Origin of the sequence: Enterobacter sp. HSTU-ASh6 (genome assembly GCF_026319105.1) — a bacterium.
Lineage (GTDB): Bacteria > Pseudomonadota > Gammaproteobacteria > Enterobacterales > Enterobacteriaceae > Enterobacter > Enterobacter sichuanensis.
Genome location: NZ_WSPD01000010.1, coordinates 18,290 through 30,775, shown reverse-complemented (window position 1 = coordinate 30,775; position 12,486 = coordinate 18,290). Strand labels below are relative to the sequence as shown.

Genomic DNA, 12,486 nt, shown 5'->3' with positions numbered 1-12,486 from the left:
CCCGGACAGCCGGGGTTATTTTTTATTCTTCTTCCGCCGCCTTTATTATTGCGGCTTCTTTTGCCGCCAGTACACGCTCAACCGTATCGACCACCGCCTGGGTTTGCGGATCGATTTCAATATTCACGCGCTGTCCCAGCTTTTTCGCCCCAAGCGTGGTGCGCTGCAGCGTTTCAGGAATTAAATGCACGCAAAAACGCGTTGGCGTCACTTCCCCCACCGTCAGACTAATCCCATCAATGCCAATAAATCCTTTATAGAGGATGTATTTCATTAATGACGGATCCTGCATTTTAAACCAGATTTGACGGTTATTTTCCGAGGTTACGATTTTCGCCACTTCAGCGGTGGTCATGATGTGTCCCGACATCAGATGGCCGCCAATCTCATCGCTGAACTTCGCCGCCCGCTCAACGTTGACGGTATCTCCCACCACCAGCTCGCCCAGGTTGGTGATGCGCAGCGTCTCTTTCATTAAATCAAAGCTAATCTGGTTGCCGTTAATTTCGGTAACGGTCAGACAACAGCCGTTATGGGCAATCGAGGCGCCGGTTTCGATGCCCTCAAGCATATATTCCGGCAGCTCAACAACATGAGTACGGAAATTCGGTTTTTCATCAATGGACACCACTTTGGCGATGCCCTGCACAATACCAGTAAACATGCTTACAACTCCTGTTTTTTCCGGACGGTGGTGACACCGTTTTAATCCCACCACAATAACAGTTGGAAAAACAGGTTGCCAGCGGAGCGCATTTTCTGGCGATTTTTTCACTAGATAAATAGCTAAAGCCCGCTACAATAGCTGGCACCCCCCTGCATTTTCTTCTTGCTGCCCGTTTCGGCGGCTTTTTTAGTCTCTCAAATAACTACAAAATAAAGGTGTTCACGTGCAGAAGTACATGAATGAAGCGCGCCAGTTATTGGCACTGGCTATACCAGTGATCATCGCGCAAGTGGCCCAGACCGCAATGGGATTTGTGGATACGGTAATGGCAGGTGGCTACAGCGCCACCGATATGGCGGCCGTTGCCATCGGCACGTCAATCTGGCTCCCGGCCATCCTGTTCGGCCACGGTCTGCTGCTCGCACTCACGCCGGTTATCGCTCAGCTCAATGGCTCGGGCCGTCGCGAACGCATTGCCCATCAGGTCCGCCAGGGCTTCTGGCTGGCAGGGTTTGTCTCGGTGCTGATTATGGTCGTGCTCTGGAACGCGGGCCATATCATCCGCGCGATGCATAATATTGACCCGGCACTGGCTGATAAAGCCGTAGGCTATCTGCGCGCCCTGCTCTGGGGCACGCCAGGCTACCTCTTTTTCCAGGTAGCGCGTAACCAGTGTGAAGGTCTGGCGAAAACCAAACCCGGCATGGTGATGGGCTTTATTGGGTTGCTGGTCAATATTCCGGTTAACTATGTCTTTATTTATGGTCATTTCGGGATGCCGGAGTTGGGCGGCGTTGGCTGCGGCGTGGCAACAGCTGCCGTTTACTGGGTGATGTTCTTGTCGATGCTCACCTTTGTAAAACACGCCCGCTCAATGCGCGATATTCGTAACGAGAACCGGTTTAGCACCCCGGACTGGGGCATCATGACGCGTCTGGTGCAGTTAGGGTTACCGATTGCCCTGGCACTGTTCTTTGAGGTTACCCTGTTTGCCGTGGTCGCCCTGCTGGTCTCCCCGCTGGGCATTGTGAACGTGGCCGGGCACCAGATTGCGCTGAACTTCAGTTCCCTGATGTTCGTTCTGCCGATGTCGCTGGCGGCAGCTGTGACGATCCGCGTGGGCTTCCGCCTGGGTCAGGGCTCGACGCTGGATGCGCAAACGGCCGCGCGCACCGGGCTTGGTGTCGGTGTCTGCATGGCGATCTGTACGGCGCTCTTCACTGTTGCACTGCGGGAGCAGATTGCCCTGCTCTATAACGACAATCCGGAAGTGGTCGCTCTGGCATCACACCTGATGCTGCTGGCGGCGATATACCAGATCTCTGACTCCATCCAGGTGATTGGCAGCGGCGTGCTGCGTGGGTATAAAGACACGCGTTCGATCTTCTTTATCACCTTCATCGCCTACTGGGTGTTAGGTCTGCCATGTGGTTATATCCTGGCCCTGACCGATCTGGTTGTTGAACGTATGGGGCCTGCAGGGTTCTGGATGGGCTTTATCATCGGCCTGACGTCGGCGGCTGTCATGATGATGATGCGGATGCGCTTCCTGCAGCGCCAGCCATCCACCATCATTTTGCAACGCGCTGCACGTTAAATACGCAGTAGCCGCCTGCTGGCGGCTACTTTCTCTTCACTTTGCGCGGTAATGAAGCAATCGCGTGAAATCAGAGAGAAAAATGCATTTTCCCTCTTGCCTCATTGGTGCTGTGCCGCTAATATTCGTCCCCGTTGTCACCGACAACACGTTGCGTTCATAGCTCAGTTGGTTAGAGCACCACCTTGACATGGTGGGGGTCGTTGGTTCGAGTCCAATTGAACGCACCATTCTGCGTCCGTAGCTCAGTTGGTTAGAGCACCACCTTGACATGGTGGGGGTCGGTGGTTCGAGTCCACTCGGACGCACCATTTCAGTCCTGAAATGGTGCAAATCCTCTTCTGATACCCTGAATTTTCCTAATCCCTTATTTTCATCACTGTTCTCCTGCTACGCTTTTCTTATGGAAAAAAGAGGAAAACCGTCGATGAAAAAAATCGCCATTATCGGTTCCGGCCCTACAGGGATTTATACCTTTTACGCACTTCTTAAAAACCCGCAGCCGCTTTCGGTCTCGGTCTTTGAACAGGCTGATGAAGCGGGCGTAGGGATGCCCTATAACGACGACAATAACTCGCGTCTGATGCTGGCAAACATCGCGAGCATTGAGATCCCCCCTCTGTTTATGACCTACCTCGACTGGCTTAAGGAGCAGAGCGACGACCATCTGGCGCGCTTTAAGGTGGATAAAGCCCGGTTGCATGACCGGCAGTTTCTGCCGCGGATCCTGCTGGGGGAGTACTTTCGCGACAGCTTTCGGACAATCGTTAATGAGGCAAAAAAACTGGGGTTCCAGGTGGACATCCATGAATCTTCCCAGGTTACTGACGTTATTCCCTCGACGACTGGCGTCACGCTTTGCGTTAACGATAAGGCGTTTCCCGAACGCTTCGATCTCGCGGTGATCGCCACCGGTCACGTCTGGCCGGACGAGGACGAGGCCACGCGCGCATTCTTCCCAAGTCCGTGGTCCGGTCTGATGGACGCCAGCATTCCACCGTGCCGCGTCGGCATCATGGGAACATCGTTAAGCGGCCTTGATGCGGCCATGGCGGTGGTGATGCAGCATGGCGCGTTTCGCGACGATAAATTCGTGCTGGATCAAGGCAGTGAAGCATTAAACATCGTCCTGATGTCCCGGACGGGCATTCTGCCGGAAGCCGATTTTTACTGCCCTATTCCTTACGAGCCGCTGTCGGTATTGACCGAATTCAGGGTTGAAACCGAGATCGGCAAAGGGCCGGATGGCCTGCTTGACCGCATCTTTGCGCTGATGGTCAACGAGCTGGAGCTCGCCGATCCGGCGTGGTGCGAGAAAATGTCGCTGCATAAGCTAGATGCGGACAGCATTCGTGATGCCTGGTTTGAGGATCGAAAACGGCACGACCCCTTTACCTGGGCGGAAGAGAATCTCAACGAGGTTGAGCGCAACAAACGTGAACGGCGCACCGTGGCCTGGCGCTATACCGTCCTTCGGCTGCATGAGGTGGTTCAGGAGATTGTCCCCCACCTTAATGAGCAGGACACTCAGCGCTTCAAAGCGGGGCTGGCCCGGGTGTTTATCGACAACTATGCCGCCATCCCTCCGCAGTCTATTCGCCGGCTGCTTGCGCTGCGCGAGGCCGGCATCATTAGCGTGGCAGCGCTCGGCGACGACTACACCCTTGACGCAGGCAGCGACCAGACGGTGATCACCACACAAGAGCGCGTGTATCGTTTCGACGTGTTTATTGATGCACGCGGACAAAAGCCGCTCAAAACGAAAGACCTGCCCTTCCCGACGCTGCGCAAACAGCTGCAGGCAACGGGCGATGAGATACCCGATATTGGCGAAGATTACACCCTGAAAGCGCCTGACTCGGTGCGCGGGAAAATCGCTTTCGGCGCGATACCGTGGCTAATGCACGATCATCCCTTCGTTCAGGGACTGGCAGAGTGTGCAGAGATTGCGGAGGCGTTGGCGAAAGCGGCAGAGAAGCCCGCGTCAGGATTGCGGCGGAGATTACCGTACAGTGAGAGCTGACAGGGCATCCTTGCCCTGCTGTGGATGATTACTCGAAGAAGACTTCCGGGTTTTCAGACAGCGAAACGAAGGTTTTCGTCCCTTTATCCAGGGCAAGAATTTCGCCGCTTTCAATGTCGTACACCCAGCCGTGCAGACGGATGGAGTTATTACGCAGGCCCACCGCAACGGACGGATGGGTCTTAATGTTGCTCAGTTGCGCAAACACGTTCTCCTGCACCATCGCGTTAACTTTATCGATCGGCTTATCCCAGGTTTTCTTCTCAACCACCGCTTTTGCCGCGTCGGAATAGCGCAGCCAGTGTGACACCGCGGGCATCGGCTCCAGGTTTGCGTTATCGGCGATCGCCTTCATCGCGCCACAGTTAGAGTGACCACAAATGACGATATCCGTGACGCCCAGCGCCACAACCGCGTATTCGATGGTTGCAGACACACCGCCAGGCTCGGGGCCAAACGGTGGCACAATATTGCCAGCATTACGAATGACAAAGAGTTGTCCCGGCTCTTGCTGGGTGACCAGTTCTGGGACCAGACGGCTGTCGGAGCATGAGATGAACAGCGCTTTGGGATTCTGGCTGGACGCTAAACTGCGGAAGAGTTCTTTACGTTGCGGGAAAATCTCTTTTTGAAAGCTGAGAAAACCTTCAATGATATGTTGCATAGCAATGTCTCTTTTATCTGTTTTAGTTTAGGTATGATCGCGATCACACTCGTAAAGTGTACCCATCGTGGTTTACTTCAGACAAGCAATATATTTCTGGCCCGACCGCTGCACAATGGAGTCCGCGCGGGCCAGGATGTTCTGCCCCTCGAAGGCGCCATACAGGCGTGCAAATTTTTTGCCTTCGAGATGATTCACGACTGACTCTACGGTACGGGCCGGCAGCGGGAGATAGTTAGGATAGCTCCACATAAACGAGACGGCGTCTTTACCCGGCGTGACCTGCAGGATGTCCCCCACCAGCAGCACCCCGTCCCCCTCCTGCCAGTACAGCACCGTTCCCCCGGCAAAATGCCCGCCCAGACGCAGCAGGGTAACCGACGGGAAAATCTCCAGCGCATCGCCTTCCCAGAATTGAATGGCCGGGCTGCCACGCATGACCCACTCTCTGTCGCTGGCGTGCAGATACAACGGCGCATCAAACGCCGCAGCCCACTCCTGCATGGTGGTGTAATAGTGCGGATGTGAAATCGCTATCGCGCTGATGCCGCCAAGCGCGGTGATGAGCGTTTGGGTGGCGGAGTCGAGGTTGGCAATGCAGTCCCAGAGGATATTACCGTGAGGCGTTCGCAGGAGCAGGGCTCGCTGGTTGATAGCAAAGGCGGGGACCGTTTTGATGCCAAACAACCGCGGCTCCAGCTGCTGCCATTTGTTGGTATGCGTGGCGGTTACGGTGTCGAAATCGATCCATGCCTGGCCCGAAGCAGGCACGTACTGGCGTTCATCCTCGCAAATCGGGCATCTTTCCGGCTGTGTATCATAGGCGGTTCCGCAGGTTTTACAGAGTGTAATCATGTGCGCTCCTCAGCGATAAAGCACTGAGTATGGCAGGGATTATCGTTATGTGCTGCGAGGTACATTGCTGGCGTTTTTTGCCCTATACTCTGCCAGTATCAAAAACTGAACATAGCAGGTGCCACATGGAAATTGATCTCGATAACTTAGTTTTTAACGGTCTGGATGAAGCCGAAGAGCGTAATGCGGAACGTCTGGACGACGCAGATAAAAAAGCGCAGGCGATTGTCGCCGACGACGACTGCGGCGACGCCTGCAAGATCTAAGTAAAAAGCACCGGCAAGCCGGTGCTTTTTTTTATGACTTTTTCAGCCCGTCAATGGCTGCCTGCGCGCAGGCTTCATCAAGATGACCGCCCGGCGCACCGCCGATACCAATCGCCCCGATCACCTCATCGCCCTCTTTCACCGGCAGGCCACCCGCCAGCAGCAGGAAGCCCGGAATATCACGCATGTTTTGCGCACCCGCGTTGCTCTGCGCCGCTTCCATCACCTTGCCGGACGCATTCTTTGCGCTGAGCGCCGTCCAGGCTTTCATTTCGCTGGCTTTTACCGTATGTGGACCGGCATTGTCCGTGCGCTGTACCGCTTTCACGACGCCCGCGCGGTCAACCACGGTAACGGTCACCTGGTAATTTTTTGCCGTACAGGCCTGAATGGCGGACGTTGCCAGCGCATTAGCCTGCGCCAGTGAGAGATTCTTCTGGTTTAAGGTTTCGGCCTGCGCCGCCAGACTTACGCTACCAGCCACCAGTGCCGCAGCCATCATCATTTTTTTCATCGCACTTCCTCGCGTGTTAAGAGACACCCAAAGGTTACCCAGCCGCACGATGAAACGGTATTCGGTTGATTACGCACTCATCCTGGTAGTTATACGGATTGCAATTTATCGTATTCGCGTATTGCCTGAACCAGACTGCTGACGCCAAGCTTGGTAAACGCCGCCGCGCGGTGCGCTTCTACCGTACGCGGTGAGAGGTTCAGCCGGGCGGCCACCTCTTTGTTGCTGAGCCCTTTCATCAACTCCCCCAGCACTTCATGTTCCCGCGCGGTCAGCTGCGCGAAACGCGTCGCGATCCGGGTGGTTTCCTGCCAGTCGGCAAAGCGGCGGTGACTCTCCTCAAAGGCCAGGCCCACGGTTTCGATAAGCTTGTCGGCATCCAGCGGTTTGGTGAAAAACTCAAACACGCCGTTACGGAATGCCCGACGGCAGGCGTCAACGGTACCGTGGCCGGTCATGATAATCACCGGCAGCAGAGGCCAGGGCCATGTGCCCTCCTCAAGCCAGGTGAGACCGCCTTTACCGGGCATCCGCATATCCAACAGCATACAGCCCACCAGCGCTTTCTCCCGTGCATGGGCAGCGGTAAACGCATCGACGCTTTCATATGCCCTGACCGGCCAGCCCATGCCTGAAAGTAAAAACGTCATCGACTCCCTGATGGATTCATCGTCATCAATCAGCCAGATTGTATTATCCATCCATAGCCTCCTTTCCGTGCGCCAGTTGTAGTCGGATCTGCGCCCCGCCCTGCGGCGCATTACCCAGCGTAATCGATCCATTCATACGCGTCATCAATGATTCCGTCAGGGTCATCCCCAGCCCCATGCCCGCTTCTCTGCCGCTGTAAAACGGCATGAAGGCATGTTGTAACGCCTCCGGGCTAAAGCCCGGGCCGCCGTCAGTCACGGTAATCACAACGCCATGCTCGTTTTTCTGACTTTCAAGCTTTACCCAACCGGCTACCGATGCCTGCTGGGCCTGAATCGCATTGCTGAGCAAATTATGCAGGACCTGCTCAAGCCAGAGACGGTCTGCCAGCACCGTCGTAGCTCCGGGGGCAAACGCATGCGTGACCATGATATGTTCGGCCCTGCGCTCATGCTCAAGCAAATTCACCACCTGCTGCCAGCACTGCACCAGGTCGGTTTCCCGCAGGGTGACTTTCTCCTGCACCACGTGCTCACGAAAACGCGTCAGCAAGGCGCTAATACGCTGCATTTGCGTCAGCGCCGCCGCCAGCGCCTGCGACACCGCTGGCCCGTTTTCCTGCTGCAGCTGACGCTGCGCTCCCTGGATCCACGTCTGCGCAGCGGTTAACGGCTGGTTAATCTCATGGACAATACCGGCGGTGATCTCCCCCAGGGTATTGAGCCTGGCGTGCTGGTAGTAGAGCGCCCTTTGCTCGGCCTCTTTGCGCGCTTTGCGCTGCCAGAGCACCACGCTCGCCAGCGCAATCACTATCCCCCACCCGATAAACAGGATGGGGTACAGCACCCCATTGACGCCGAGCCAGTCCGGGCGGGAATCGGCCTCCAGCGTAAAAGGTTGAGTATGCTGCGGGAAGGTGCGCTGCCAGTGCCAGAAGGCATCAGACGTCGGTTCGTCGCCGTTTGGCATAAAACGGATCCCGAGATGCGTAAAGGGATGATGGGCATTCAGAATCGGCCCGAGATCCACCCGCACGCGGATCTGACGCCAGGGATTGTAAAGCCAGTACTGCATCTCGTGGGCAGGTTCAACCCGTGGCGCATCAAGGGCGCGTCCGGAGGTCTTTTCCAGGGCAAGCAGTTGGGGGAATTTTTTGCGCAGGGCGGCAATATCTTCATCGCCGTTCAGAAGCGGCAATACGGATTCATTTTGCGTCAGTACCGCGCTTAATTCCGCGAAGAGAGCCGCGAACTCGCGATCGCGTTCCCAGAACTGGCGGCGGATCTGTTCGGCATAGAGCAGGATGCCGCTGATGAGGCAGACTATCGTCCAGACAATAATACCGCGCTTGAAAAAAGGGTTCTTCATTCCGTTAACTGAGCAGACTTAACCATCTGTCAACATTAACAGTTATCCGTTATCAGAACAAAATCAGGCACAGCTCATTCCAGTACATTTCGCGCGTGCGGCGCAGTTCAGCGTGACGTTTTATCATGGAACCACTCCGGATCAATGTTAGCGACGTCCACGCCATACAGGCTGGCGACAGGCAGTATCGACTCAAGAACACGTTGCGCGCTGTTCTCCGCATTCACTGGTCGGGTCGCAAAAAACCGCCGTAACGTGCTAATCCACTTTTTCATCGTCAATCCCCTCTCGCTTAACCTGTCCTCAGTTAAAACCCAAACTGCGTGCAGGGGAAATATCAAAATCCACTGTCGATGTGCAGGATCTGCAAATAGCGCCCTGTCCTTTTCACGCTTCATTAACACACTGTTCACTAATGCTTTTTTGCTAAAAGCAAAGAACGATTTCTTATTTGGCGATAGCTTTCGCTTATGGGAGCGTAGCGAGGGAAAACAAAAACAACGGGATGACGTATGACTATGGCAGCAAACATGAAAGGGTTTACAAAACGGACACTGGTTCTGGGATTGCTGGCGGCCGGGAGCTTGCTTTCAGTGCAGGCGCAGGCCGATCAGCTGGCGGATATAAAGGCCGCAGGCGTGGTAAAAGTGGCCACGTTTGACGCCAACCCGCCGTTTGGCTCGATTGATGCCAAAACGCACGAGATCGTGGGTTACGACGTGGACTTCGCCAGAGCGCTGGCAAAATCACTCGGCGTGAAACTGGAACTGGTAGCCACCAACCCGGCAAACCGCATTCCCCTGCTTCAGTCCGGTAAAGCCGATTTAATTGTCGCGGATATTACCATCACCCCGGAACGTGCACAGGTGATCGATTTCTCAACACCCTATTTTGTCACCGGGCAACAGTTCCTGGTCCCGGCCAAATCCGCCGATAAGCTGGATGCGTATAGCCATGCACGCATTGGTGCGGTAAAAGGCACCACCGGCGAGCAGGCGCTGCACCAGCGTTTCCCGCAGTCCCGCGTGCTCTCCTATGACGATATTCCGCTGGCGTTGACGGCACTGCGCAACGGCAACGTACAGGCGATTACCCAGGACAGCACCATTCTGGCCGGTCTGCTGGCGCAGGCGCCGGACAAAGCGAACTTCAAAATTCTGCCAGACCTGCTCAGCAAAGAAGAGATTGGCGTTGGGGTGAAGAAAGGTGAAACGGCGCTGTTGAAAGCGGTTAACGATGAGCTGATCAATCTTGAAAAGAACGGCCAGGCGGCAAAAATCTACGATGTCTGGTTTGGTCCCGGTACTCCTGCTCCACAGCCTCGCGCCTTTAAAATAGAAGCTAAGTAATATGCTCTCAGGTTTATTTTCACACTCCGCGGCCGGTGCCGCGGATTTTTCACATCTGGAACAGGCCAGCGTCGAGTTTCGCCACGTGGACAAACGCTACGGTGACCATCAGGTTCTGAACGACATTAATCTCACCATCACGCCCGGTGAAGTGGTCGCCATCCTCGGCCCTTCGGGCTCCGGCAAATCCACCCTGATTCGGCTTATCAACCAGCTTGAAACCCTGAGCGGCGGGGAGATTCTGGTCGACAACAAGCCGACCGCCACGCTTTCCGGTACCGGGCTGCGTCAGTTACGAAGCCGCGTGGGGTTTGTGTTCCAGCAGTTCAATCTTTATGCCCACCTCACCGCCAGCCAGAACATCACGCTCGCGCTGGAGCACGTCCACGGCTGGAAGCCGCAACCGGCCCAGGAGCGCGCGCTGGCTCTGCTGGAGAAGGTCGGGATGCTGGAAAAAGCCCACCATTTCCCGGCCGAGCTTTCCGGTGGACAGCAGCAGCGCGTGGCGATTGCCCGCGCTCTGGCCTCATCGCCGCAAATCATTCTGTTCGACGAGCCCACGTCTGCGCTCGATCCGGAAATGATTGGCGAAGTGCTGTTTGTGATGAAAGCGCTGGCCCACAGCGGGATCACGATGATTGTGGTGACTCACGAGATGCAGTTTGCCCGGGAAATTGCTGACCGGGTTGTCTTTATCGACGGGGGGCACATTCTGGAAATCGCGCCACCGGCACAATTTTTCAGTCAGCCGTCGCATCCCCGCGCACAGCGGTTCCTGCAAAAAGTGCTCAACCCGCTGCATCAGGAGCAACTGTAATGCCCGCGCTCGACTGGCAGGGGGTACTGACCGGACAGCCTCTGCAGTGGATCCTCTCCGGGTTTCTCACCACGCTCTGGGTAACGCTTGCGGGCATCCTGCTGGCCAGCCTGCTCGCGGTGCTGTTTATGCTGCTGCGCCTTTCCGGCGGACGCATCGGGAAGGCGATTGTCAGTAGCTGGGTCTCGCTGTTTCGCAATACACCGCTGCTGGTGCAACTGCTGTTCTGGTATTTTGCCGCCTGGAACGGGTTACCGCAGCTCTTCAGGGATGCGGTTAATGCGGATCACCGCTGGTCAATGCTGCCCGGCGACGTCTGGTGGTTTACGCCCGAGTTTCTCTGTTCGGCCTGGGGATTGGGGGTATTTACCTCGGCGTTTTTAATCGAAGAAGTGGAATCGGGGCTGCGCTCTGTTCCGGCCGGACAGCGGGAGGCGGCCCTCGCCCAGGGGTTCTCCACGTGGCGCTTGTTTCGCTACATCCTGCTGCCGCAGGGGCTGGCCAACGCCTGGCAGCCCGTGGTGGGGCAGTATCTGAATCTGATGAAGCTCTCCTCACTCGCCAGCGGAATCGGCTTTGCTGAACTGACCTATCAGGTCAGGCAGATTGAAAGCTATAACGCGCACGCGCTTGAGGCATTTACCTTCGGCACCGCGCTCTACCTCCTGACCGGCCTGGTGATGGGGATGGTGCTGGTTCGCATTGGACCTCACGCGAAGCGTAAACGGCCGCTTGTCGTCACCACAGGGAGTGAAAAACATGATTGCCGGACTTAATGTCATTACCGATAACCTCGATTATCTGCTGTGGGGACGCGCGGCAACCGGTGAACCGGGTGGCGTATTGCTCTCGGTAATGATGGCGGTGGGGGCAGCGGTCATCGCCCTGCCCGGCGGGGTGGCACTCGCGTGCCTGGCCTGGCGCTTTACCGGGCTTGTGCGAAAAGCCCTCTTCTTGTGGGCAGAGCTGATTCGCGGGATCCCGCTCATCTTCGTGATTTTCTGGATGTGGTATTTGCTGCCGCTCATCACCGGAGGCGATCTGCCGGGCGCGTTGACCGTCACGCTGGCACTGGCCTGGTTTACCGCGGCAACCGTGATGCACTCGGTGCTGGCCGGGCTGAAGGCCTTACCGTCCGGGCAGTACGAGGCCGCACTCGCTCAGGGGTTCAGCACCCGGCAAATCCTGTGGCGCGTGCTGCTGCCCCAGGCGCTGAGGAACATTCTGCCGTCGCTGGTGGGGATTTTTATCAGCCTGCTGAAGGATACGTCGCTGGCGTTTATCGTGAACGTACCGGAACTGACCACGGTGGCGGGACAGGTCAACAACCGGGTGCAGATTTACCCGGCGGCCATTTTTATCTTTACGGGCGTGGTCTATTACCTGCTCTGCTGCTCGCTCGAGCAACTTGCGAAGCGCTGGCGCATTACCCGGCCAGCGCTTTAACCACTGTTTCCATCGCTTTGGTTGTCAATTCACTGCGTTTCACGCGCTGGTTCGCCAGCGCGGTACGCAGTACCCCGGCAATGACTATATGCTTTGGCTCCTGCCCTAAATCACGCATCTCAAGCACCACCTTGCCGACCACCCGGCACATCTCCTGGTACAGCGCTTCATCTTTGGTCACGTTACCCATCGTCATCACTCCATTGCCTGTTAAACGTTGAGCTTAAATGATTCTCCTGCCGGATACAAAAAAGAAGCCCGGCGAGAGA

Annotated in this window: 15 protein-coding genes and 2 tRNA genes; 9 read left to right on the top strand and 8 right to left on the bottom strand. The window is 56.2% G+C overall.

The features are described 5' to 3' along the window. Positions 1–22 precede the first annotated feature (22 nt). Entirely contained in the window at positions 23–664 is a 642-nt protein-coding gene (locus GM298_RS13815) for a riboflavin synthase (protein ID WP_025758324.1), read from the bottom strand. 226 nt (positions 665–890) lie between these two features. Here GM298_RS13815 and mdtK point away from each other — a divergent pair, with 226 nt between their 5' ends. The 4 genes from mdtK to GM298_RS13795 all read left to right on the top strand — a co-directional run bounded on the left by mdtK (position 891) and on the right by GM298_RS13795 (position 4,287). Beyond that, positions 891–2,264 (top strand): MdtK family multidrug efflux MATE transporter, encoded by a 1,374-nt coding sequence (gene mdtK / locus GM298_RS13810; RefSeq protein ID WP_266154272.1) that lies wholly within the window; start codon positions 891–893, stop codon positions 2,262–2,264. A gap of 153 nt (positions 2,265–2,417) precedes the next feature. Next, positions 2,418–2,494, top strand: a tRNA-Val gene (locus GM298_RS13805). A gap of 4 nt (positions 2,495–2,498) precedes the next feature. Next, positions 2,499–2,575, top strand: a tRNA-Val gene (locus GM298_RS13800). A 116-nt stretch (positions 2,576–2,691) separates the two neighbouring features. After that, on the top strand, positions 2,692–4,287 hold the full coding sequence (locus tag GM298_RS13795; RefSeq protein WP_266154271.1) for an FAD-NAD(P)-binding protein: 1,596 nt from the start codon (positions 2,692–2,694) through the stop codon (positions 4,285–4,287). 28 nt (positions 4,288–4,315) lie between these two features. Here the strand turns inward: GM298_RS13795 and GM298_RS13790 are convergent, their stop codons facing one another. Continuing rightward, positions 4,316–4,951, bottom strand: coding sequence for a carbonic anhydrase (locus tag GM298_RS13790; protein WP_025758321.1), 636 nt, complete (start codon positions 4,949–4,951; stop codon positions 4,316–4,318). Between the two features lie 72 nt (positions 4,952–5,023). Beyond that, complete coding sequence (locus tag GM298_RS13785; protein ID WP_266154270.1) at positions 5,024–5,806, bottom strand: MBL fold metallo-hydrolase; 783 nt, start codon at positions 5,804–5,806, stop codon at positions 5,024–5,026. Positions 5,807–5,931: 125 nt separating this feature from the next. On the opposite strand from GM298_RS13785, the gene GM298_RS13780 reads away from it, so the two are divergent. After that, positions 5,932–6,072: a hypothetical protein gene (locus GM298_RS13780; RefSeq protein ID WP_003857665.1), complete on the top strand. Its 141-nt coding sequence runs from the start codon at positions 5,932–5,934 to the stop codon at positions 6,070–6,072. 31 nt (positions 6,073–6,103) lie between these two features. Here the strand turns inward: GM298_RS13780 and GM298_RS13775 are convergent, their stop codons facing one another. The 4 genes from GM298_RS13775 to GM298_RS13760 all read right to left on the bottom strand — a co-directional run bounded on the left by GM298_RS13775 (position 6,104) and on the right by GM298_RS13760 (position 8,880). Next, positions 6,104–6,586, bottom strand: a complete 483-nt coding sequence (locus GM298_RS13775) for a GlcG/HbpS family heme-binding protein (RefSeq protein ID WP_025758318.1) — start codon at positions 6,584–6,586, stop codon at positions 6,104–6,106. Between the two features lie 89 nt (positions 6,587–6,675). After that, a complete protein-coding gene (locus tag GM298_RS13770; protein WP_045284934.1) occupies positions 6,676–7,287 on the bottom strand; it encodes a response regulator transcription factor in 612 nt (203 codons plus the stop codon). Next, positions 7,280–8,605 carry a sensor histidine kinase gene (locus tag GM298_RS13765; protein WP_259564720.1) on the bottom strand — a complete coding sequence of 442 codons (1,326 nt, stop codon included), beginning with the start codon at positions 8,603–8,605 and terminating at the stop codon, positions 7,280–7,282. Before GM298_RS13765 ends, GM298_RS13770 begins: the two co-directional genes overlap by 8 nt. 107 nt (positions 8,606–8,712) lie before the next feature. Next, on the bottom strand, positions 8,713–8,880 hold the full coding sequence (locus GM298_RS13760) for a hypothetical protein (protein ID WP_014831607.1): 168 nt from the start codon (positions 8,878–8,880) through the stop codon (positions 8,713–8,715). 243 nt (positions 8,881–9,123) lie between these two features. Between GM298_RS13760 and GM298_RS13755 the strand changes: the two genes are divergently transcribed. The 4 genes from GM298_RS13755 to GM298_RS13740 are packed head-to-tail and all read left to right on the top strand — an operon-like array spanning position 9,124 to position 12,217. After that, positions 9,124–9,954: an ABC transporter substrate-binding protein gene (locus tag GM298_RS13755; protein ID WP_262747214.1), complete on the top strand. Its 831-nt coding sequence runs from the start codon at positions 9,124–9,126 to the stop codon at positions 9,952–9,954. 1 nt (position 9,955) lies between these two features. Then, complete coding sequence (locus GM298_RS13750; RefSeq protein WP_262747091.1) at positions 9,956–10,771, top strand: amino acid ABC transporter ATP-binding protein; 816 nt, start codon at positions 9,956–9,958, stop codon at positions 10,769–10,771. Beyond that, positions 10,771–11,547, top strand: a complete 777-nt coding sequence (locus tag GM298_RS13745; RefSeq protein WP_088244179.1) for an amino acid ABC transporter permease — start codon at positions 10,771–10,773, stop codon at positions 11,545–11,547. The genes GM298_RS13750 and GM298_RS13745 overlap by 1 nt, the downstream gene beginning before the upstream one ends. Continuing rightward, the gene (locus GM298_RS13740) at positions 11,531–12,217 is read left to right on the top strand and encodes an amino acid ABC transporter permease (protein WP_095449775.1); all 687 of its coding nucleotides are present in this window, start codon (positions 11,531–11,533) and stop codon (positions 12,215–12,217) included. The genes GM298_RS13745 and GM298_RS13740 overlap by 17 nt, the downstream gene beginning before the upstream one ends. On the opposite strand, the gene fumD is transcribed toward GM298_RS13740, so the two are convergent. Beyond that, positions 12,198–12,407 (bottom strand): fumarate hydratase FumD, encoded by a 210-nt coding sequence (gene fumD / locus GM298_RS13735; protein WP_003857676.1) that lies wholly within the window; start codon positions 12,405–12,407, stop codon positions 12,198–12,200. The two genes, GM298_RS13740 and fumD, sit on opposite strands and share 20 nt — an antisense overlap. Positions 12,408–12,486 lie beyond the last annotated feature (79 nt).

What these genes read in the sequence shown, in the direction of transcription:
- GM298_RS13795 (WP_266154271.1), top strand. Translation starts at nt 2,692, where the DNA reads ATGAAAAAAATCGCCATTATCGGTTCCGGCCCTACAGGGATTTATACC.
- GM298_RS13815 (WP_025758324.1), bottom strand. Translation starts at nt 664, where the DNA reads ATGTTTACTGGTATTGTGCAGGGCATCGCCAAAGTGGTGTCCATTGAT.
- GM298_RS13775 (WP_025758318.1), bottom strand. Translation starts at nt 6,586, where the DNA reads ATGAAAAAAATGATGATGGCTGCGGCACTGGTGGCTGGTAGCGTAAGT.
- GM298_RS13755 (WP_262747214.1), top strand. Translation starts at nt 9,124, where the DNA reads ATGGCAGCAAACATGAAAGGGTTTACAAAACGGACACTGGTTCTGGGA.
- GM298_RS13765 (WP_259564720.1), bottom strand. Translation starts at nt 8,605, where the DNA reads ATGAAGAACCCTTTTTTCAAGCGCGGTATTATTGTCTGGACGATAGTC.
- GM298_RS13790 (WP_025758321.1), bottom strand. Translation starts at nt 4,951, where the DNA reads ATGCAACATATCATTGAAGGTTTTCTCAGCTTTCAAAAAGAGATTTTC.
- GM298_RS13745 (WP_088244179.1), top strand. Translation starts at nt 10,771, where the DNA reads ATGCCCGCGCTCGACTGGCAGGGGGTACTGACCGGACAGCCTCTGCAG.
- GM298_RS13780 (WP_003857665.1), top strand. Translation starts at nt 5,932, where the DNA reads ATGGAAATTGATCTCGATAACTTAGTTTTTAACGGTCTGGATGAAGCC.
- GM298_RS13740 (WP_095449775.1), top strand. Translation starts at nt 11,531, where the DNA reads ATGATTGCCGGACTTAATGTCATTACCGATAACCTCGATTATCTGCTG.
- GM298_RS13770 (WP_045284934.1), bottom strand. Translation starts at nt 7,287, where the DNA reads ATGGATAATACAATCTGGCTGATTGATGACGATGAATCCATCAGGGAG.
- GM298_RS13760 (WP_014831607.1), bottom strand. Translation starts at nt 8,880, where the DNA reads ATGAAAAAGTGGATTAGCACGTTACGGCGGTTTTTTGCGACCCGACCA.
- GM298_RS13750 (WP_262747091.1), top strand. Translation starts at nt 9,956, where the DNA reads ATGCTCTCAGGTTTATTTTCACACTCCGCGGCCGGTGCCGCGGATTTT.
- fumD (WP_003857676.1), bottom strand. Translation starts at nt 12,407, where the DNA reads ATGGGTAACGTGACCAAAGATGAAGCGCTGTACCAGGAGATGTGCCGG.
- GM298_RS13785 (WP_266154270.1), bottom strand. Translation starts at nt 5,806, where the DNA reads ATGATTACACTCTGTAAAACCTGCGGAACCGCCTATGATACACAGCCG.